This is a genomic window from Syntrophales bacterium, from assembly GCA_023229765.1.
GTDB lineage: Bacteria > Desulfobacterota > Syntrophia > Syntrophales > UBA5619 > DYTH01.
This window is the reverse complement of sequence record JALNYO010000053.1, coordinates 1-20,393: the sequence shown is the minus strand read 5'-3', so window position 1 is coordinate 20,393 and position 20,393 is coordinate 1. Positions and strand designations below refer to the sequence as shown.

Genomic DNA, 20,393 nt, shown 5'->3' with positions numbered 1-20,393 from the left:
GAAATCGGCAGCGCTCTGGGCAAGACCATCAGAAACTTCAAGAAATCCAGCAATGAGCCGAATGAGATAGACGTCACTCCCAAAAAAGAGGATAATAAATCCGACGACAAGAAATCATCCTGAATCCTCTCGACTTAACTGCTCACGCAATTAGTCTGAATAATCTTCAGCCCTTCTGCCCAAGCAGTTGCTATTAAACCTCGGCCTTAGGCGAAAAGGCCGGTCCTGGCGAATTCCTCTATCTCCGCTTCCTGATAGCCGATGCTGGAAAGCACCTCTTGGGTGTGCGTCCCCGCTGGCGAACCTGCGGGGCCGTATTCGGGAGGAGTAGCCGAGTAGCGGATCGGGTGGCCGATCTGTTTTATTGTTTTCCCGCCGGGAAGCGGCGTCTCGATCACCATGCCCCGCTCCCATGTCTGGGGATCGGCCAGAGTCTCTGCGAGCGACAGCACCGGCTCGACACAGGCATCCGTCTTCGCAAAGAGGGCGCACCACTCGTCCCTGCTTTTGGTTTTGATAATCGCCTGCACTTCCTCTTTAATTTTTAGCAGCTCCGCTGGGGCTACCCCGCCAGGAATCAGATCGGGACGGCCGATGACTGCGCAAAAGGCCGAGAAGAACTGCGGCTCCAACCCGCCGAAAGAGAGATATTTTCCGTCGCTGGTTTCGTAAAAATCGTAAAGGGAGCCGCCGTTGAGGAGTTCAGTTTCCATGCCAGGTTCCTGTCCGCCGGCAAGAAAAGCAGTCCCGGCAAAGGTGTTGAAGGCGACGACGCCGTCGGTCATCGAGACGTCGATATGCTGCCCTTCGCCGACTCGTTCGCGATGGATAACCGCAGCCAGAATGCCGATAATCGCGTTGTTCGAGCCGGATGCGACGTCCGCGATCTGCATTCCCGTTAGCGTCGGCCCCGTTTCTTTCCTGCCTGAATATGACATGACTCCGGCACGGGACAGGTAGTTGATGTCATGCCCCGCCCTGTCTTTCATCGGTCCCGTCTGGCCGTAGCCGGTGAGCGAACAGTAGATAAGCGCGGGATTTGCCCGGCAGAGCGTTTCGTAATCGAGCCCCAGCCGCGCCATCACGCCAGGACGGAACTGTTCAATAACGATATCGTATTCGGCGATCAGCTTTTCTACAATCGCGGCAGCCCGTTTATCCTTAAGATTCAGCGTCAGGGAACGCTTTCCCCTGCCGAGCATCGCCGTGGCGGCGGAGAGTTTTGTCCCTGGGATAAAAGGCGGCCAGAACGCGGTCAGATCCGGTCTGGAGCCGGAGACAACCTGTAGAACATCCGCGCCGAGGTCGGCCAGGGTCATGGTTGCGAACGGCCCCGGCAGCAGCGTGGTAAAATCGAGAATCTTCAGTCCTTTCAATGGTCCTGCCATCTTTTTCTCCTTGGCAATTTTCTACAGCCCCATGAAACGGGCGGCGATAACCTTCATGATCTCGTTGGTTCCCGCGAATATCCTGGTTACCCGGATATCGCGCCAGGCGCGGGCGATCGGGTATTCCTCGCAGTAACCATAGCCCCCAAAAAGCTGCACGCAGCGGTCGGCAACCCGGGAAGCCATCTCCGTCGTCCAGTACTTGGCCATCGAGACATCAACCACGATTTCCTTACCTTCCATATGGTCGGCAATCAGCTTGTCGATGAACGTTCTCCCCAGTTTCACCTCGGTTGCCATCTCGACGATCTCAAACTGGGTGTTCTGGAACTTCGAGAGAGGTTTTCCGAAGGCTGTTCGCTCCTTGCAGTATTTGATAGTCAAAGCGAGCATATATTCCGCCCCCGCGACGGCCCCGATCGCGCAGACAAGCCGCTCCTGCTGTAGCTTCAGCATCAGCTTCAAAAAGCCGGAGCCCTTTTCGCCGAGCCTGTTTTCCTTCGGTATCCGGCAGTCGTTGAAAAAAAGCTCCCCGGTATCCTGGCTGTGCCAGCCGATCTTCTTGATCTGCTTGCCCTTCTCAAAACCAGGAGTTCCCGCTTCGACAAGGTAGAGATCAACTGCCTTGTGCGGGTCTTTTGTTTCAGGATCGCGGGCGGCAAGAACCACCAGATCGCAGTTGATCGCATTGCTGATAAAGGTCTTCTGGCCATTAAGGATTATCTCGTCACCCCGTTCGAGGGCCGTTGTTTTCATCCCGGCGAGGTCGGTGCCCGCGTTCGGCTCGGTCATCGCGACGGCGGTGATGATGTCGCCGGATACGCAGCCGGGCAGGTATTTGTGCTTCTGGTCTTCGGAGGCGAAGGACTGGATGTAGGGGACAATGATGTCGCTGTGCAGCGACGCGGCAAGCCCCGTATGGTTCGTCCGCGCCATCTCCTCGGCAACAATCACGGAATAGAGGAAATCCGCCCCCAGCCCTCCATACTCTTCGGGAACCCCCATCGCGAGATAGCCCTGCTCACCCATCTTCTTCCACGCCTCCTTGGGGACAATCCCCGCCTCCTCCCACTCGTCAACGTGGGGGGTTATCTCCCGTTCCAGGAACCTCCGGAGAGAATCCCGAAATATTCTGTGTTCTTCTGTATATTTAAGTATATCCATTTACGCTTCTCCTATTTTTCGTAGCGGCCGAGAATCGAGACGGCGCAGACATTCTGGAACGGGAAGCCACCGAGATTGTGCGTCAGGCCATAGCGCGGGTCTTTGAGCTGCCTCTCCCCGGCGCGGCCGAGGAGCTGCAGGTACATCTCGTAGAGCATCCGCAAACCGGAGGCCCCGATCGGATGACCGAAACATTTGAGCCCCCCGTCAACCTGGGCGGGCAGTCTGCCGTCGCGATCGTAGAAACCGTCAAGGGAATCTTTCCAGGCGTGACCGCGTTCAGAAATATGGAGGTCTTCGTAGGTAACCATTTCGGTAATCGAGAAGCAGTCGTGCAGTTCCATCATGCTGATTTCCTCGCGGGGATTTTTGATCCCCGCCTCTTCATAGGCTTTCGTGCTGCACTTGCTGGTTGTCACAAAATGCTCCCCATCCCAATCGTTGAAACTGCTCTCGCTGCCATCAGAGACGGCAAGCTGGATTGCCTTGACGGAAATGATATCATTTTTACCCAGTGATTTGGCTATTTCCGGAGTTGTCACAATCGCGCAGGCTGAACCGTCGCTGACCCCGCAGCAGTCGAACAGTCCCAGCGGAGAGGCGATGATTGGGGCGGTGATAATCTGCTCCAGCGAGACGGCCTTGCGCAAATGGGCCTTCGGGTTAAGAACGCCGTTGGCATGGCTCTTCATTGAGACATGGGCCATAGCCCGTTTCAGATCCCTGTCGGGAATTCGGTATTTCGCCGCGTAGGCGGTCGCCAACTGGGCGAAGCTGCCCGGAGCGGTGAGGTTGGGCCACCACAGCCAGTTGAGCGAGCCAAACCCGGAGCCGGGATTGGGGAGACCTCCGTAGCCGGTGTCCTTCAATTTTTCCACCCCGAGGGCCAGGCAGATGTCGTAGGCCCCGGAGGCAACCGCATAGACGGCCCCCCGGAAGGCCTCGGTGGCAGTGGCGCAGTAGTTTTCCGTCCGCGTCACCGGGATATTCGGCAGTCTCAAGGTCACCCCGAGCGGAATGGCCGATTTACCGACGCCGATCTCTTCCATGCAGGTTCCGAACCAGGCCGCCTGAATCTGGTCTTTCTCGATCCCCGCATCGGCGAGGCACTCCTGGAAGGATTCCACCATCAACTCCTCGGCCCCGACATCCCAGCGCTCTCCGAAGCGGCTGCACCCCATCCCGAGAATCGCCACCTTGTCTCTTATTCCAGAAGCCATTGTTTTTCCTCCTTGTTAACGGAAGTGAAGGTTAATATCGATATTATTTATATATTTTGCTTTATGTAAACCTTCAATTTTTAAATTTGAACAACCTGCCGATCAACTGCGATTTCATCAGGTCGCCCTCCACCTTCAGTTTGCCGGAGGTGTAGGCCTGCATCCCGTCCAGCTCGCCGGTGATCAGTTTGATGAAATCCTCATCGGCCATGATGATTGTCGTAGTCGGCTTCTCCGCCTTGCCTGCTTCAATGCGGCAGGTTCCATCCTTGACGGCGACAATCCATTCCCCCCCCCCTCCGCCGGAGATCAAAAACTGAAAGACGACATCCTTCCCGGCCGCCGCCGCGGGGTCAAACGCCTCCGGCATCCTGGCGAAAACGCCCTTTACATCAGCGCTTCCGGCCGTCTTTTCTCCATTTTTCGCCTCCGGCGACGGGGGCATAAGAAACGAGGTGATGGCTGAGGTCGCGTCGGTTATCTCCCGCACGTTCTCCAGGCTGTTGATCCTCTCCCAGTTGTCGCGGATATCCTCGGGCGTCGGAATCGTCGCGCCGTCGCTCAGGAGCGCCCCTGCCCCAGTCATGATTGCGGCCCGGCTGTAGTAACCGGCCGCGGCATTGAAGATATCGCCGCTTTCGTTGCAGCTCTCCGAGCAGAGGTACAGAACCATCCCGGCGATGTAGTCGGGCTGCATTCGCTTAGCCATCTCCGGCGGCAGCAAATCCTCGGTAAGACGCGAGGCCGCCATCGGGGCGATAGTGTTGACTTTGATATTGTACTTTGCCCCTTCTATTTTTATCGTATTCATGAAGCCGACCAGCCCCATCTTGGCCGCGCCATAATTTGTCTGCCCGAAGTTGCCGTACAGCCCGGCCGCCGAGGAGGTCATGATGATTCGGCCGTAACCGCGCTCGCGCATTGCGGCAAACGCCGGGCGGGTGACGTTGTAGGCGCCGTTCAGATGGACGGCGACCACGGCCTTCCAGTTTTCCGGCTCCATATTGAGAAAGGTCTTGTCCCGGATTATGCCCGCGTTATTGATCAGGATGTCAACGCCTCCAAAGTACTCGAGGGCCATTTTGACGATGCGCTCGCCGCCCTCCGGCGTCGCCACGTTGTCGTAATTGGCGATCGCCTCGCCTTTAAGCGCGCGAATCTCTTCGACAACAAGGTCGGCTGGGCTTCCGGAACCAGCGCCCGCCCCATCCCGGGCGCCGCCGAAGTCGTTGACGACAACTTTTGCCCCCCGTTTGGCGAGTTCAAGGGCGTATATTCTTCCCAAGCCCCCTCCCGCGCCGGTTACAATTGCCACTCGTTTGTCAAAACGGATTTCGGGAAGTGCCACTGCGGCGCCTATCTCCGGAACCGCCTTCCAGAAGTAGCCGGTAAAACCCCTTTCCTCATCGGTAAATCTCTGCCGGAAGACCATCCGGACGGGCAGCCCTACCTTGAGATCGGCAAGCTCGCAGTCGGTGAAATCGGCCATGAAGCGGCCGCCGTCATCAAACTGAACCATCCCATAGACCGCTGGCGGATCAACGGAAACGGCCAGCAGATCGCCGGTAAAACTCTTGACATGGGCGGGGCGATCGGCGAATTCATAATCGTCCTGGCTGCTTACATGACCGCACTCGGGATTTATGCAGATGTCAAGTTTCGGGTACTGCGGCGTCCCGCAATCCCGGCATTTTCCCCCGACCAGACCGGTCACCATCTTGCGATTCCGCCAGAGGGTCGTCATGGCCGTCTGGGTCGGGGCCTCCCCGCGGATTCCCCTTTCCGGCTGAATCAGATTTCTGAATTTGAGATATTTCAGATAATTGTCAGTGGTCTTTTTGTTTGCAAGCGACCCTCTCACGCCGGAGCGGGGCGCCAGGTTGCTGATTTCCTCTGTCACTTTGAAGTAGAGGGCGTCGCATCCCTGGCCGAAGCCGGCGACAAGAATCCCGTCGCCCGGCTGGGCCGTCTCGAGGGCGGAAATCATCATCAACAGCGGATGAGCGGTCCCCGTCTCCCCGCAGACCTCGTGCATCTGCGAGACAAGCTTCCCCGGAGCGGCGCCCATTTTCCTGGCAATGGCAAGATGTTCCGCCTTAAAGATGCAGGGGAAAACCAGCTTCTGCACATCATCCATCGTGATATTCAATTTCTTGAAAAGGCCGGCCACCGCTTCGGGGATGAATTTGGAGTAGCCCTCCTCGCGGAGCCAGCGCTCCTCCCAGGTATAATCAAAGTTCTTTCCCGCGCCCCGGTAGTGGTCAATGAAATCGTATGAAACCGTGTAAGAGCCGATGAATTCGGCGATCACGTTTTGATTGCCGACCAAAAGCGCCGCCGCGCCATCGCCGAACCACATCTCATAGAAGGAGGCGGGTTTGGCCTCTCTTTTGTCGGAGGCGGCGACGAGGATGCTGCGGCGGCTTCCCCCTTCGGCCACCTCAAGGGCGGTCAGCAGACCCGTCGTTCCGGCCCGCTGCGAGGAGGTGAAGTCGGCGGTTATCATTTCCGCCCCCAGATTGAGCGCCGTCGCGACTATTCCCGAGTTCTGCCGGTCGGCGAAGGGCAGCGTCGTCGAGCACAGATAGAGACCGTCCACGACTGCTTTGTCTTTCCCGATCAGACAGTCCCGGGCAGCGGCAACCGCCATTGTCAGCGAGTCTTCATCGTGGTTGCAGAGGGAACGCTCCCCCTGCGCAACCATCATGGTTGCCGGCGCAAACCAGCCCATCGCCTGAAAAACGGACATGCGGTTTAGTCGCAGGCGGGGAATATGCGCGCCGTAGGAAGTGATTCCAGTCATGTTTTTTCCTCCTGAATGTTTTGTTGCGGCCGCGGGGATTAAAGCCCCGCCAAACCACTTTAGCGAGAACTGCTATTGCCGCGGGGCAAAACTGGCCAGCAACTCGCCGGTTGATTCCTGCAAATGCTCAAATTCCCTTGCCCCTTTGAGGTCGCTGATCTTCGCAAGGGAGGCGGCTATCTCTTCCGGCAAGGGGATTTTCCGCCCGTCGCCGATTACCGCCCCCGCCCCCGTCATAACGGCGGCGCGGTTGTAAACGCCGACGCCGGCGTTGTAGATTCGGCCGGAGACAGGGCATTTCTCCGAGACCAGAAAGAGGACAAGCGGCGCGACAAAATCTGGCTTCATCTTCTCGAGCATGTCCGGCGGGATAACCTCTGCCATCAGCCGCGAGGCGGCAATGGGGGCGACGGTGTTCACCTTGATGTTGTATCTTCCCCCTTCCAGCTTCAGCGTGTTCATGAAGCCGACAAGGGCGAGCTTCGCGGCACTGTAGTTTGTCTGACCGAAGTTGCCGTAGAGTCCCGCGGCGGAGGTTGTCATGATGATTCGGCCGTAGCCCTTTTCCTTCATCAGGGCAAAAGCCGGCTGGGTGACATGGTACGCCCCGTGCAGGTGGACATCGAGCACCGCCTGCCAGGTTTCAGGCTCCATTTTCAGGAGCGTTCTGTCCCGCAGGATTCCGGCGTTGTTGATCAGAATATCGACCGTGCCAAAGGCTTCAACCGCGGCCTTGATGATATTTTCCCCGCCTTCGGGGGTGGCGACGTTGTCGTAATTGGCAATGGCGATGCCGCCTTCGCGGGTGATCTCCTCAACCACCTGCTGGGCGGGCGTGGTCGATCCCTCGCCGGTACCGTCTTTCGCGCCGCCCAAATCATTGACGACCACCTTTGCCCCGCGCCTTGCCAGCTCCAGGGCATAAACACGCCCCAGACCGCCGCCGGCGCCGGTAATTACCGCCACCCGGTCATCGAACCTGATCTCGTCCCGGGTAATCTCGCCGTATTCAAAAATGCCGTTGTCGATCACGGTCTCTCCCGTTCGGGCATTGACTGTCCGCCAGAGAGCCCTGCCCTCCTGCATCTTCCAGATCAGCGTCTTGAGCGGATCGCCGGGATAAAGGGGCGTGGAGAAGCGGCAGGCAAAACGGCGCACCAATTCAGGCCTGCCGGGCGTCAATGCCCCCATTAACGCGCGGCAGGCAAAGCCGTGGGTGCAAAGACCGTGCATGATCGGTTTTTCGAAACCGACTTTGCGGGCAAATTCCGGGTCGGCGTGCAGGGGAAAGACATCCCCGGAGAGTCGGTACAAGAGCGGCTGATTGACCGAAGGGGTGGCTTCAACGGTAAAATCGGCTGCGCGTTCGGGGAATTCGACAGCGCTCCTGGGGGCGGCCTCTCCGCCGAACCCGCCATCCAATCGGGCAAAAAGGGTGATTATGTTCGTGAACAGTTTCTTGCCGTTGGAGTGCCAGGTGTCGCTCTCGGCGACGACAAGGGCGCCTTTGGGACCCTTGTCATAGTAATGGGTGATTTTTCCCTCGGTGCTGAGCGTTCCCGAAACGGGGAACGGGTTGTGGAAAATAAGGTCCTGTTCGCCATGCAGCAGGCCGGCGAGATTCATGTTGGAAGAGATGCCTACTTCACCGAGAAAATTAAAGATGGCCGAGATGGAGAAACTGGGAATCACCTTCAGATTCTTCTCATAGGTATAGTCAAGCTCGTCGAAACCGGCGCCGACTCCCATTGCATAGAGGATGACGTCTCTCCAGTCGTAATCCTTTTTATACGGGCCGATCTTTTTTCCGATTGCATCCATATTCAGCGCCATAAAGTTCCTCCTTTTGGTAATAAATTACAGGGAAATGGTTTTGAGTTTTTCACCACCCGGCATTGCGTTTTTCATCCTTCGTTATGCCTACCCCAGTCATGGGGGCTATATGAGAAATCGGCAACCGACTCTTACATCTTGACAGGGTTGAGAACTGTTTGCTGTGTGAAGGCGGGAATGTGGATGAATTTCAACGTGTCCTTGACCATGGCGATGTATCTTTCCCGGCTTAACTTCAGCATCGGGCGGAAAAAATCTTCGCCCGAAATAAAATTATGGATCGAATTCATGACCGCGATCACCTTCAGCATGGTTTCCGGGGAAACGTTTCTCCGGTCTGCGGAGAGCCCCATGGAAAAAGCGATATCGGCACTGAACTCGGGAACGCTGAAATCGAGGTTCTCCTCATAGCGTTTTTTCGCGAAATAATGAAAAAGGATCAGATTGGAAACGCAGGGCTGCGTAAAAAGGTAATCGGTCATCACATCAATGGCAATATCGAGTCTCTCAAAGAGAGGTCTGCCGTGGATAATGCCTTCTACCTCCAGCAGTTTCTGCCGCAGATCCTTGTTGATATCGAGGACCACTGCCTCATAGAGGTCTTTTTTCCCACCCCAGTGATAGTGGAGGGTAGAGATGTCAATCCCCACCTCCTGGGCGATCATTCTGGTTGTAGTCCCGTGAAAGCCGTATTCCCCGAATAACCGTCGGGCAACGGTCAGGATCCGGGCCTTCATTGATTCGGGGTCCTTGCGGGCCTTGTCAAGAGGTGTGTTCATGGCCTGCTTCCAGTCTATGATTCAATCGTTTGATGGATGAATATCGAAAAAAAAGAGGGTTGTCAATGGTAAATTTGCACGCTCTGGATAATACTCCGGATAATAACTCCGGATAATACTGTTGACATATTCCGCAAAATGAGTAGAATCCCCCCGAAGTTTGAGTTTAAAAAGCTTCAATGGATGATCCGCCGCAAAAACGCGCCCATGGCTCAGCTGGATAGAGCGCCAGACTACGAATCTGGATGTCGTAGGTTCGAATCCTACTGGGCGCACCATAAATAACAAGGGGTTAATCAGAAATGGTTAGCCCCTTGTTTTGTTGTAAAGCCATTTTGCCCCACTCCTATCCCACCTTTTTCGGGCTTTCCAGGGAACCTGAGGGAATATTTTTTCCTTTTGCCATCTTCTGCACCAACAAAACTCGATCCCTTTTTGATTGATCCGGACGCTTATTACCAACGAGAAAACTGTGCCTGCTCCTGATTTTTCTGCAGGGCGTCCATGAGCGCCTGGTTGATCAGCAACATCATTTTTACCTGCTTGTTGATTTTTAAATTATCCGAGGTAAAAGAAGGGTGATATTTTCAGAATAGATTGACAAGAAGCAGCGGATCATCGGAATAGGTGGGCCTCTCGGAAGAGAGGCCTTTTTGTTTTAGTAAGGGCGGTGTGTACTTGGCAGTCCCACCGCCCTTGAATCACGGTGAACTTCGCAGTTCACCCACAAAGTGGAAGAAATGATAGTAGAAGTTGCCTGTGACGTCAAGCAGATAAATGCAAAAGACCAGGGTCGGGGCTATGATTGGCCAAGACCGGAGCGCTGCCCGCGGTGTTTGGGGGGTAAGATATGGGGGCATGGTTTTGTATGGGCGTTTTTGGGGAGCTTGAAGACGGGTGTGTATTTGAAGCGTTACCGTTGTCCTGTCTGCGGCTGCGTTATGAGGATGAAGCCATCCGGGTATTTTCCGAGGTTTTCCGTGACTGTGGAGAAGATTAAATTCAGTTTGACGTCGAAATTGGAGGGAGGGTCATGGTTCAAGGGTTTGGCGGTTAACCGCCAGAGACATTGGCTGCGGTCGTTGATGCGCCAGGTAACAGTGCGCCTGGGCGTCGATTGGCTGAATCGGTTGTTGGATGGTTTTGCCGTCCTGACCGGAAAGGGGAAAGTTCCTGTAAGTCGCTCATTCAAGACGTAACTTTTTCTACATGACAGGCTCCCTACCGAAGGGTGTTGTTGTCAGGTTGCCTCTTCTGTCGTAAGGCCCCGGAAAATACAAACCTGAAGAAGTCCTTGGAACACGCCCAAGTCCATATCCCCAGTCTTCATTCCAAGCGACTCCACCCTCATAGCATACGCCATAGCACTGCAATCGCCCTCTTGAAGTCTGGGTTAGATATCCCGACGATAAGTCAATGGTTGGGACATTCGAATCTCAATACAACGAACCGATATGCCACCATTGATCTGGACATGAAACGTAAAGCCATCGCAAGTATTAAACCGGTTAGTGATGACCGAACTCGCACAACGCCATGGCGTCATGACCATGCCATTCTTGAATGGTTGGAAGCCCTTTGAAGTCAAAATTAATGTGGAGTTGTCCGTCAAATAAAACATTTGCAACAAGCGGTTACGCAGGCAACTCCACATTAATAACTACTCAACATTAGTCATACATGAGGACTTTTACAGCCGTTGCCCTGCGATTCCGAAACACAAAAACTCCGCCCGAAAAAGGGTCTGCCCCCATAACTTGCCGGCATATCCCGGCCAATCCGTCTATCCCCTTGCGGAAATCCACCGCCTTGACCGACAGAAGTATCCGCATTTGCGGCGTAAGCTGAATCATCCCCGCCCCCAGAAGCTCTTCATCAGCTCCAAGGGATGAAAATCCGACGTCCCTTTAATATGGAGCCGCATCCTCTCCCCGGCCCGTGCCATATCCATGATGAACTCCGGCAGGGTTGCACTCAAATCCACGGCAATAAAATCGGATGGCGGCATGGATTGTACATATGAAGCGGCGCTGTGTGAAAAACGATCGGGAAATGCAGACTGAAGGCGTTTCTTCAGAACATTATAATCCAGGCGCAAGGCGCTGGATACTTTGGAAGGGGAATGGCTGGCGCAAAGGCTAAGCGCGTCTTCCCATAGAGCGACGGGGATGGGGGTCCCTCGTTTCCTCTGCAAACGCCATCCCTCAAATCGCTGCTGAATTTCTTCAATGCTTGCTGCCTGTGTGAACTGCTCTTCCATTGGTTATCCTCCTGATTGAGTTGATAACCAATCATATCCGCATAATTAAAATTTTTCACGCAGGCTTGCCGGAAGGACACATAAAATTGATCCGCTCAAAATTCACTCTCTATTATTGTCAGTAATTGAGATATTTTTGCCAATGGCCAGAACACTTGGAACGTTCTCAATGTAACCGTCCGGCGAACCCGTCTTGCGAAGTACTTGCAGTTGCGGTAGAAGACAGCCGCCAGCAATGTATACAACTCCAAGGACGGCATGATTTTTGACAGTCTGTATAGGGTAAATGGTTTTAAAAAGCAAGGTGCAGTGAGGCGAGGAAAACTATCTGCGCAGCTTAGGCATTTTCCGTAAGCAGCAGGCCGCGCTTATCCTTGGGAAGCGGTTTCCAGAGATCGGGGAGCAACTCCCGCAGACGACTGACCGGATGGCTCATAATCCTCCGCAGCATGGCATCAAAATACTCCCACGGGTTGACATCGAGGTCTTTGCAGGATTTGACTATTATCACTATCGGGAGGCATAACCTAAATCAGAACGGCAGAAAAGATGGGTTCGTCGAACGGTTACATTGGTTGTCCTTTTAAATGATCTTGATAATATTCGGAGAATGCCTCTCGGATGCAGGTGGAATGCTTGTTGGATAACCTACGACGATGGGTGCAACGATTCGGCAATCTGATGGCACTCCGATCTCATCCATGATTCCTTTATCCCGGATATGAGCTCCTAGCCCGATCCAGCATGTTCCCAATCCTTTTGATGTTGCGGAGAACATAAAATATGCCGCAGTCAAACCGCAGTCCACATCGAGAGAATGAGCATCCTTGGAACCGACAAACAAGACCAGGCAAGGCGCATTATAAAAAACATTGAACCGCTCATCGCGAAGCGCAGCCTCATATTGCTTCAAAGGTAAATTTGGATTTCTGGCAAGATCATCAAGCAGACTTTTCTTACTGTCATCAGAAAGTTTTTTGATATAATCGCTGTTCTGGACGATGATAAATCGACACGGTTGGCCGTTACCGGATGTCGGGGCAAGGCACGTATCCTGAATGATTTCCTTTAAGATTGGTAAAGGTACATCCTTATTCTGGAAATCCCGGATGGAACGCCTGTTTTTTAATATTGTCTCAAAATCCATATCTGATATTCCTCCTTCAGTGCTCATGTATGCAACTGCCCAAAATGGGCTCTTGCGACAAATTCAATGGCCTTGAAAATCATTCAATATCCCTTCAGGTAGCTCAAATAGTATGATGCTGTTTCCCGCGGCTTTTCAAGCATTGGTGTATGCCCCGTATTTTTCATGATGACGGTTTTATAATTCTTCAGATTCTTCTCCATAATTGATACACCGCCCACATCCAAAATCTTGTCGCTATCACCCCAGATAATTAAAACCGGCGCCTGAATTTGAGGCAAATATGGTTTCAGCAAGTTTTCTCTTGCAGATAGCGCCTCTTTTGTAATGTTCCCTACCATATCGTCCCATATCTTTTTATTAAAATTCCTGTGTGCGACTGCATCAGAAGCCAGAACTTTTTTAAACTGGGCAGGGATGAATGGCGGTTTTACAAAGCAAAGGTTCAGCAATTTATCATAATCTTCTGTACTGCCGGTCAGTAAAGGGTTTGTGCTTTTTTGTAAAAGGATCGCTACCTCGCTTGGGTTGGGCGAGCCAATACCTCCAGGAGCCAACAATGCCAACGTTAAAACCTTTTGAGGATATCCTGCGCCATACATTCCGGCAAGCATCCCTCCCATGGAATTTCCTGCCAGATGAAATTTTTCGAGTTTTAGTACTTCCGTAAAACGGTCGATCCGTTTCAGTTGGTTTTCAGCAGCATAATTTTCACTTTGAATCTGAGAGCTTTCACCAAAGCCCGGAATATCGGGAATCACAACGTGGTAGTCATTTGTCAGGTATTTTGCGAACCTTATCCAGTTATTCTTATTAGCGGCAAAACCATGAAGCAGCAATATCGTTCGCCCTTTTCCACCTTCCAGATACACAATCTTGTGATCATCAACCTGAATTTCTTTCTTGGCCAAGCCGGCAGACTGTCTTTCAGCCTTAACTGCCAGATTAAACAGCGTTTCCGGCAGTATAAAATAAGCCCCAACAAGCAAGAAAACAAATAGAGCAATGATGCCAAGGCTGACCGCCAATATTTTTTTCATCTTGAATCTCCTCAGAATTCCCCTTATCTCTTCTCCTTCAATCTCCTACATGCCTGATCAACAACCAGATTGACATTTCCTTGAATCTTGGCAATCCTCCTTGCACGTTCACATTCCCACTCATCCACGGGATCGGCTTTGTCCCACGCCTGAAAAAGCTTTTCGTTCTTCCCTGAGATGATTCCATGCCCGGGATAGGCCCGTTCCATATACATGTAGGTACTGGCAATCTCTCCTCTTACTTCCGGACGTGGCAGCTCTATCTTGCGATCTTCGATCTTCGTCTTGCATTCCCCAAAACGGTACTGATTGCCTGGAATCATTGCCATTAAATAATTTGACCGCAGCCCGTTGACCTCGCCGACTGCTGGATATAGATTGTACATATCCGCTTGCATTCGGCGGTATTCGAGGTTGACTTTCTCTGCACATTTTCGGCCTTTGAATGATTTTCCTCTATTGTCCACGCAATCGGGATCGCCCTCTCGCCATTCCTTAAAACTCTGGCCAAAAGCCTCTGCCGGAACCGCATGCTCCCATTCAATCCTATGCGCCCGGTTGTTATCTCTTTCGGGCCTGTATCAGCAGCTATTAAAGTCAACCTCTTTCTTTTCGTCATATTTGCAGCCGCAGTAGATGTCCTGACGCGATGCCGCATCTTTGTAGATGACGTTATGGAGGAGTTTCTTGGATTTGTTGAAAGAATCGTTCGTGGTGTTGCCAGTCTGAATCCCATCCGCAGCAGAGACCATGTTGGATGAAGAGATTATGACGGCCAGGACGAATAGGATAAAAAGGGATAAGGGTTTGGATTTTCGATTCATCATCGGTGATCTCCAAAGGCTGTTGTGACTCATGGTAAATTTTCTCTGATAAAATTCAAGTAGCCTCTGGTTCCATCTATCTTGTTATGCCTTTTTGCTGATCTGAGGACTCGATTAATACCCTGTCTCAACTCACTTCTGGAAAAGCTGTGCATACTCATAAACATGCGTAGATAATCGGTTATATTTCTCAAGAATTCACTCTGTGCCGGCGCCTCAGGTTTCATGGATAGCTTCTCAAGGGCCATGATTACCGACGAATCAGTAAAACCTTGATTCTTCATATCATAATCCTTTATGGTTCTTTCGATCTGATACAGAAGCGACATTATTTCTTCTTTGGCACCATAATCGTCTTCCTGATCCCTGAAGTAACGTAATAATGTGGTTCTTTGCGCCCCTGCCTAAAGTCTTCAAAAATAAGTTCAATCATCTCAAGACATTCGGGCTTTGCATGACAATCCCGAATGTCAATGCCAACTTCCCTTTTAATATTTGCCGGTCGTGCTGCGGCAGTCTTATTCAGGTACCGCAAGAATCCGTCCTTATCGACGTATTGTACGGCCAGAGGGACCCGGTCCAGTAGCTCCTCAAGGGTGATATCCGTACTGGGAATTAGCATATTCCATTCCCTCCATTTTTAGCACCCCAGTGCGCTTTATTTCCCCGTCTGTTTTTCTTATTAGTCTTTTTTGTCCAAGCAAGATTATCTGCCAATGCCATTCTTTTTAAGCCATTGAGGTATGGCACCGAAGATGACATACGCAATGCCTATTCCAACGATTAGAAATTTCGGAATGGCACACCACCGAGCGATCAATGCAAATGCGGCTTGCTGTGATCCGAGAAGTATGTTGATCAGCGCAAAGTTTTCGATACAATCCAACAGCGCGGCAAGCCACAATGCCCATGCCAGGACGATACCAGCGACGGCAAGGAACCAGGTATGACGCGAAAGATTACGCGCAACGATCACGCAACCCAAGCCGATACAATTTGAATACACAACGATGAAAAGAAAATCGAGCCCCAAGTTGAGCCCTGCGAAAATTCGTCCCATCTCGCCCCACGACTCAACAATCTTTTGAGCCAGTGGCAATGTTCCCGCAAGTTCAAACGAGACGATACCGTATGGCGCGACATCAGTCTTGAGTGGTCCGCCCAAGACTTGGAGCGCAACCATCAGGACAATTGTAAGCGCTAACAGCACAATAAATGCTCGCGTCTGTTGTGCGATGGGCAGCCATTCGAAAGGATGTGAAAGTTTCAAAAGAAGTCCTCGAATTCGTCGTAATTACTGATGATAATCATCCGTGAAGAAGAACCCGTATCCCGTCTATTTCCAAAGTAGTCTTGGAATAGGTCAGTTTTTGAATAATCTTGCCGTCTTGAAAGTGGATCACGTCAACCCCTCGCCGTTTTTCCAATTTTCCCTCGTAGCCTTTTTCAAAAGAAGGACTTTCGAACTGCCACCTGTAAAGAATTTTCTGCTCCTGCTCATCGATGAAGGTATCTTCACCGATAAACCGAAACCCGTTGTGATTGGTAAACCAAGGCGCCCATGCCTTTAGGAGGGCTTCCTTTCCCTTGACATGTCCCCCAGTCCAGTTTTCAAAAAGGATATCATCATGAAAAAGCTTCATCACACCATCCAAGTCATGGTTGTCCCAAGCATGATTCCATTCCTTCAGCGCTGTCATGATTTCTTTTCGGGATAGTTTCATCATTTCTCCCTTATATCAAATAAAATCAACCTCTACATAAATCAGCCCGTTTTGAACAGGGACTCCATTTTTGTTTTTGCAGACTCTCCAGAATCCTTTCTTTTACTGCCCATCTCGGCATCTTGAAAAGCGAAGAAATCACAAAAATTGCTCCGATCCTTTTCAATGACCCTCTCTGCCTGTGGTTCCCGACACTCGTTATAGTTTCCCATCAAATGGAAGATGCAATTGAGGCAGCAGTGCAGGTCAGATCCGCAAAAGGGACAAATCTCCCTTCTGCCCACAGGAATCTTGATTTCCAAAACCTTTAAGCATGCATGGCATTTTTTCATCTCTTCTTCACCGGTAAAATCTGATCATGAGTATATGGGAAATAGCGGCCAACGTCAAAAAAATCCTTCTAATGATTATCAAGCAGTCCCTTACTCATAAATGTCGACTGCTCCACCCCTTGATGAATACCCACCTGTCTGCCATCGTTCTGGCCTTTGGAATAAGCATCAGAATTGATGTAGCTTCTGCGGCTGTGCATTGTTCTGACATTGCCAAACTCGTTCATGGTCTGTTTGATTAAGGTTTCTTTGAGCGGAACCAATGCGCCAGGGGTAACAGGTGTGCGAACCTTCTGCTCTCCCAAGCGAATGGTGATGGTAGATACCGCACCCAGGTAGTAGGACTGTCGCCTCAGCTCGCGTTTTCTTCCGGTTATCGTATCACTGACATGGCTCTTCATATATGTACTGCAAAGCTTTCTTACGGTTCTGTCCAGATAGGCAAAGGTATAAGCGGCAACCTGTGCATCTTCCCCTACGCCGATAAAAGTCAATATGCCTTTCGTGGCGTTATGGACCGCCTGACAATCGAAGGCGTTACAGACCCCAGCGCTGAGATGTCTAACCCATTTGGCCAGAGTTTTGGTTGTCTCCATCTCGATCTTGTCGGCTTTGTCCGGTTTGTGTGAAGCTTCGATGTCGGCCATACCCAGATTATGCTCTGATAGTAATCGCTGGGCGTGTGCTGCTGCCAGTGCGGCTTCAAACTCGTTGCTGGAATTGGATAGTGCCAATAATTTTTTGATCTTCTCGATGATCGGTGTGGTTTCTATTTTCGTTCTCCAAATCAGGGAAGTTATATTCGTTGCAGATCTGCTTTTCTGATATTCAACCCTTCTCAGCGGCAAACCCTGTCATTGGTTTACTTTCATTTCTTTCTTGATCGCATTCCCAGCTCAAGCCACATTCATTTCAAACATATGTTCTGTAGTAAAAATCGCAATTTGATCATCAGTCATATTAAGATCATCAATCATTTTCGTTGACTCTCATAGCATGTTTTATATCAGGTCACTACATAGGGGGCTAACTATCACTATTGATCAACCAAGACGTCATCCACAAGGTCTTCAATTGTAGAATGGAACTCAACATCAAACCACTTTTTAAACATTTTAAGGTCACGGTTTTGAGGCCAATCATCTTCTTGAGTCCACCAGTCAGCGAGCTGATCTTCAAAGATCATAGCAAAAAATTTCTTGAATATTCTATCCCGTTGTTTGTCGTCTTCAAACTCAGGAAGCAGATAAGCTGAAGAATCTTCGTTTATTTCCTCAATTGTTTCGTCACAGGGATCGGGAAGTGAAAGTAGCCACTCCCTGAACGGTTCCTTTGCCTTAACGGTTACCAGACTACGATTTAACATTTATCCCGCTCCATTATTGTTTCTACACCAGCTCAAGCCACATTCCCAGGGTATGGTTTAAATGTTCTCCGAGACATTTAGCTCCAATAGGGTTTCTGTTAACGGCTGGCCACCGTTCCAGTAGTGATATTTCTGATCAGAATTGGAAGGGATGATTATTGTTCCTGAATTGTCGATATAGGGGATACTTTTATTGGTCATGTTGCTGATATTCCTTTTTTAATTTCACCGGCAAAAGTCGGCGCGAGCTGACGTTGGGCATTTCCATTACGCTTGTTTCCGGTCGTTGTAAATATGTCAATTCTGAAATTCGCGAAACTCCTATAGAAATTATATAGTTATCAAAATAAAAAGGAGGATTTGAATATGAAGTTCAGAACAGTAATGATGGCGGTATGTGCGGCACTGGCGGTGATTTCCATCGAGCCAGTGACAGGATTGCTGAAAGTTTCAGTAGCCTTAGCTGGCGTGGCAGTAGGAGCTATTCTCGCTGATCCCGTCGCTGAAGAAGCGGCCGAGGTCAAGAAGCAGGTAGCTGCGATCAAGGAAGCTGTTGCTCAGAAACGGGCGGCAGTTCCTGATGTAGCTGAAGGCTGATCCTGAAGTTTTGAAGATCCCCAGTGGCGAAGAGTCACTGGGGATTGTTTCTTATTTGGGCTGAGCAGGTGGCGCCGGGACGTAGGACTGAAGAGCAACCTGAATCCTGGTAACGCTGTCCTCGATGGAAAGGCCCGCTATATCAACCAGCAGATGCGCCCGCTTGTATGTCTTCCCGAAATAGGTGATGTCCTTTTTGATCTCCTTCAGATAATGCTTCTTGTCGTCATCCGTCAGGGGCTTATCAATCAGCTTAGAATCAATGTCGTAAAAAGTGATCCGCTTCAGGATATTCTTCGGCGTGTCGGTGATGGCGACGATAACACCATCCACTTTGCCGATTGTGCGCGAATAGGCATCCTTGAGCCCACTCGGAGGCAGGACAATAACGCTGTGACTGCTGCTCCTGTTGAGAAGGATGTACTTGAGAACAACAGCACCGATCTTGTATCTGAAGGAATGGCCGGTCAGGTAACGGGATATGAGGCGCTCGATAGATTCGCCGAAATATTTTTCGATCTCGTCATCCAGATCGTAGAATGGATGGCCGAGTCTGTCGGCAAGAATCTTTCCGAGGGTTGATTTTCCGACACAACTGACACCCGTGAGGAAGATGCGCATGGTTACTCTGATTCCTTCTGCACCTTATCGAGATCCAAGTCAATCTTCTCAAGTTTTCTGATGGCGATAGTTTTAGCGTTTTCACCAACATGGGAATATCTTTCTGTCATAGATAAAGATGAATGGCCAATAAGCTCTTTGACCGTATAAAGATCAACACCTTTTTCTACCAGCCAGCTGGCGTAAGTATGCCGGAGCGAGTGGAAGACGACTTTCATTCTTCTATCCGTGATACCCGTATTAAGGCCGATTGCTTTGACTGTCCTTGCATAAACGCTGGATACGGCATTTATTTTTTTGCCGGTATCGTCTAGGAAAACATAGTCTTGGATATTCCGCTCTGTTTTCGCGACATTCTTTGGAGTAAACATCGGATAGGTTTCTTCGATCAACAGGCGGTTTTGTCTTTTTAGTAAATCCTGCTCAGGTAACGTCATCTGGCTGAAGTTCTTATTATTTAGTAATCTACACTGATCAACCAGCCCTTTTAATTTGTCTGAGTATTCATCACTTTGGAGGCTCTTCATAAAAATGCCATGGAGCCCTGTGTTACTAAGAAGGCTATTAAGCCATGCAACACTCTTTTCGTATCCTCCCAATTCGTGCTGAAAATTGTCATGGAGCTTACTGCATAACCGATTTACTGGTATCCTTGAATGAAACTCACTTGGCAGAAAATCCGGTGAACGCATCTCTTGGAGCATTGATTTTATATCAGTTGTCATCCTGACAATGCGTGTCTTGGTGTTTTTGGTGTCCCACAAAGTCAACATCTCTTTATTAAAATCAACGTCGCCCCATTTGAGTGAAAATATTTCATCGGCACGAGCTCCCGTTCTGAGACTCATTAAGGCAATTTCGTAGAGCTGAAGGCTTCTTTTCTTTAACTCCTGGAGGAGTAATATTGCTTCACCGAGGGTCAGAAATCTTAGCCGCTTATTATCAGCTTGCGGAAACTTCACATTATCGGTGGGGGATGGACCAGTATAGAAATTGACAAATCGGGCGTAGTTGAATACCTGCCTAATGACGGCCAGAGCGTATCGAATATAACGAGCCGACTTCCCTGATTTAAACATCTCCTTTATAATTTTTTCCAAATGTGACTGGCCTATATCCTTCAGGCTTAATTCCCCTATGGTAGAATCCATCCATAAACGCAAAAGGGCTTCTTTGTTGGCGGCGGCGTGAAAATGCCCTAAATCTGGCGGTTTGAAAATGTAGGTCTCAAGCGAGGATTGAAGTAGCCGCTGGAATCATTTTTCAGGTTCCAGCGGCTACTTGACACCAAGGAT

The 20,393-nt window shown here is 50.7% G+C and carries 22 protein-coding genes and 1 tRNA gene; 3 read left to right on the top strand and 20 right to left on the bottom strand.

Translation table 11 applies throughout. The annotated features are described in order from the left end of the window. Positions 1 to 206: 206 nt before the first annotated feature. The 6 genes from M0P74_16945 to M0P74_16920 all read right to left on the bottom strand — a co-directional run bounded on the left by M0P74_16945 (position 207) and on the right by M0P74_16920 (position 9,187). Positions 207 to 1,388, bottom strand: a complete 1,182-nt coding sequence (locus tag M0P74_16945; protein ID MCK9365275.1) for a CoA transferase — start codon at positions 1,386 to 1,388, stop codon at positions 207 to 209. Positions 1,389 to 1,409: 21 nt separating this feature from the next. Continuing rightward, positions 1,410 to 2,552, bottom strand: coding sequence for an acyl-CoA dehydrogenase family protein (locus tag M0P74_16940; GenBank protein MCK9365274.1), 1,143 nt, complete (start codon positions 2,550 to 2,552; stop codon positions 1,410 to 1,412). A gap of 11 nt (positions 2,553 to 2,563) precedes the next feature. Beyond that, positions 2,564 to 3,772 (bottom strand): acetyl-CoA acetyltransferase, encoded by a 1,209-nt coding sequence (locus M0P74_16935; protein ID MCK9365273.1) that lies wholly within the window; start codon positions 3,770 to 3,772, stop codon positions 2,564 to 2,566. A gap of 73 nt (positions 3,773 to 3,845) precedes the next feature. Beyond that, entirely contained in the window at positions 3,846 to 6,575 is a 2,730-nt protein-coding gene (locus tag M0P74_16930) for an SDR family NAD(P)-dependent oxidoreductase (GenBank protein MCK9365272.1), read from the bottom strand. Positions 6,576 to 6,647: 72 nt separating this feature from the next. Continuing rightward, positions 6,648 to 8,408, bottom strand: coding sequence for an SDR family NAD(P)-dependent oxidoreductase (locus tag M0P74_16925; protein MCK9365271.1), 1,761 nt, complete (start codon positions 8,406 to 8,408; stop codon positions 6,648 to 6,650). Positions 8,409 to 8,539: 131 nt separating this feature from the next. Next, entirely contained in the window at positions 8,540 to 9,187 is a 648-nt protein-coding gene (locus M0P74_16920) for a TetR/AcrR family transcriptional regulator (GenBank protein ID MCK9365270.1), read from the bottom strand. 201 nt (positions 9,188 to 9,388) lie between these two features. On the opposite strand from M0P74_16920, the gene M0P74_16915 reads away from it, so the two are divergent. Then, positions 9,389 to 9,465: transfer RNA gene (locus tag M0P74_16915), tRNA-Arg, on the top strand. Between the two features lie 462 nt (positions 9,466 to 9,927). After that, positions 9,928 to 10,386 (top strand): hypothetical protein, encoded by a 459-nt coding sequence (locus tag M0P74_16910; GenBank protein MCK9365269.1) that lies wholly within the window; start codon positions 9,928 to 9,930, stop codon positions 10,384 to 10,386. A gap of 471 nt (positions 10,387 to 10,857) precedes the next feature. Here the strand turns inward: M0P74_16910 and tnpB are convergent, their stop codons facing one another. The 12 genes from tnpB to M0P74_16850 form a co-directional block, all read right to left on the bottom strand. Next, positions 10,858 to 11,040 (bottom strand): IS66 family insertion sequence element accessory protein TnpB, encoded by a 183-nt coding sequence (gene tnpB / locus M0P74_16905; protein ID MCK9365268.1) that lies wholly within the window; start codon positions 11,038 to 11,040, stop codon positions 10,858 to 10,860. Next, the gene (locus M0P74_16900; GenBank protein ID MCK9365267.1) at positions 11,037 to 11,447 is read right to left on the bottom strand and encodes a hypothetical protein; all 411 of its coding nucleotides are present in this window, start codon (positions 11,445 to 11,447) and stop codon (positions 11,037 to 11,039) included. The genes tnpB and M0P74_16900 overlap by 4 nt, the downstream gene beginning before the upstream one ends. A gap of 337 nt (positions 11,448 to 11,784) precedes the next feature. Further along, a complete protein-coding gene (locus M0P74_16895; protein MCK9365266.1) occupies positions 11,785 to 11,958 on the bottom strand; it encodes a transposase domain-containing protein in 174 nt (57 codons plus the stop codon). Between the two features lie 72 nt (positions 11,959 to 12,030). Further along, positions 12,031 to 12,594: a nitroreductase family protein gene (locus M0P74_16890; GenBank protein ID MCK9365265.1), complete on the bottom strand. Its 564-nt coding sequence runs from the start codon at positions 12,592 to 12,594 to the stop codon at positions 12,031 to 12,033. Positions 12,595 to 12,677: 83 nt separating this feature from the next. Then, a complete protein-coding gene (locus M0P74_16885) occupies positions 12,678 to 13,634 on the bottom strand; it encodes an alpha/beta hydrolase (GenBank protein ID MCK9365264.1) in 957 nt (318 codons plus the stop codon). Positions 13,635 to 13,657: 23 nt separating this feature from the next. Next, on the bottom strand, positions 13,658 to 14,179 hold the full coding sequence (locus tag M0P74_16880) for an endonuclease (protein ID MCK9365263.1): 522 nt from the start codon (positions 14,177 to 14,179) through the stop codon (positions 13,658 to 13,660). 36 nt (positions 14,180 to 14,215) lie between these two features. Next, a complete protein-coding gene (locus M0P74_16875; GenBank protein MCK9365262.1) occupies positions 14,216 to 14,461 on the bottom strand; it encodes a hypothetical protein in 246 nt (81 codons plus the stop codon). Between the two features lie 325 nt (positions 14,462 to 14,786). Next, positions 14,787 to 15,080: a PAS domain-containing protein gene (locus M0P74_16870; protein ID MCK9365261.1), complete on the bottom strand. Its 294-nt coding sequence runs from the start codon at positions 15,078 to 15,080 to the stop codon at positions 14,787 to 14,789. Between the two features lie 84 nt (positions 15,081 to 15,164). Then, positions 15,165 to 15,728, bottom strand: coding sequence for a hypothetical protein (locus M0P74_16865; protein ID MCK9365260.1), 564 nt, complete (start codon positions 15,726 to 15,728; stop codon positions 15,165 to 15,167). Between the two features lie 37 nt (positions 15,729 to 15,765). After that, a complete protein-coding gene (locus M0P74_16860) occupies positions 15,766 to 16,185 on the bottom strand; it encodes a nuclear transport factor 2 family protein (protein ID MCK9365259.1) in 420 nt (139 codons plus the stop codon). Positions 16,186 to 16,582: 397 nt separating this feature from the next. After that, positions 16,583 to 17,362, bottom strand: a complete 780-nt coding sequence (locus M0P74_16855; GenBank protein MCK9365258.1) for a DUF2786 domain-containing protein — start codon at positions 17,360 to 17,362, stop codon at positions 16,583 to 16,585. Between the two features lie 188 nt (positions 17,363 to 17,550). Further along, positions 17,551 to 17,880 (bottom strand): hypothetical protein, encoded by a 330-nt coding sequence (locus tag M0P74_16850; protein ID MCK9365257.1) that lies wholly within the window; start codon positions 17,878 to 17,880, stop codon positions 17,551 to 17,553. A gap of 366 nt (positions 17,881 to 18,246) precedes the next feature. Between M0P74_16850 and M0P74_16845 the strand changes: the two genes are divergently transcribed. Further along, the gene (locus M0P74_16845; protein ID MCK9365256.1) at positions 18,247 to 18,477 is read left to right on the top strand and encodes a hypothetical protein; all 231 of its coding nucleotides are present in this window, start codon (positions 18,247 to 18,249) and stop codon (positions 18,475 to 18,477) included. Between the two features lie 51 nt (positions 18,478 to 18,528). Here M0P74_16845 and M0P74_16840 read toward each other — a convergent pair whose 3' ends face one another. Together M0P74_16840 and M0P74_16835 are read right to left on the bottom strand one after the other, a co-directional pair. Beyond that, positions 18,529 to 19,098 (bottom strand): hypothetical protein, encoded by a 570-nt coding sequence (locus tag M0P74_16840; protein MCK9365255.1) that lies wholly within the window; start codon positions 19,096 to 19,098, stop codon positions 18,529 to 18,531. A 2-nt stretch (positions 19,099 to 19,100) separates the two neighbouring features. Continuing rightward, the gene (locus M0P74_16835; protein ID MCK9365254.1) at positions 19,101 to 20,198 is read right to left on the bottom strand and encodes a site-specific integrase; all 1,098 of its coding nucleotides are present in this window, start codon (positions 20,196 to 20,198) and stop codon (positions 19,101 to 19,103) included. Positions 20,199 to 20,393: the final 195 nt, after the last annotated feature.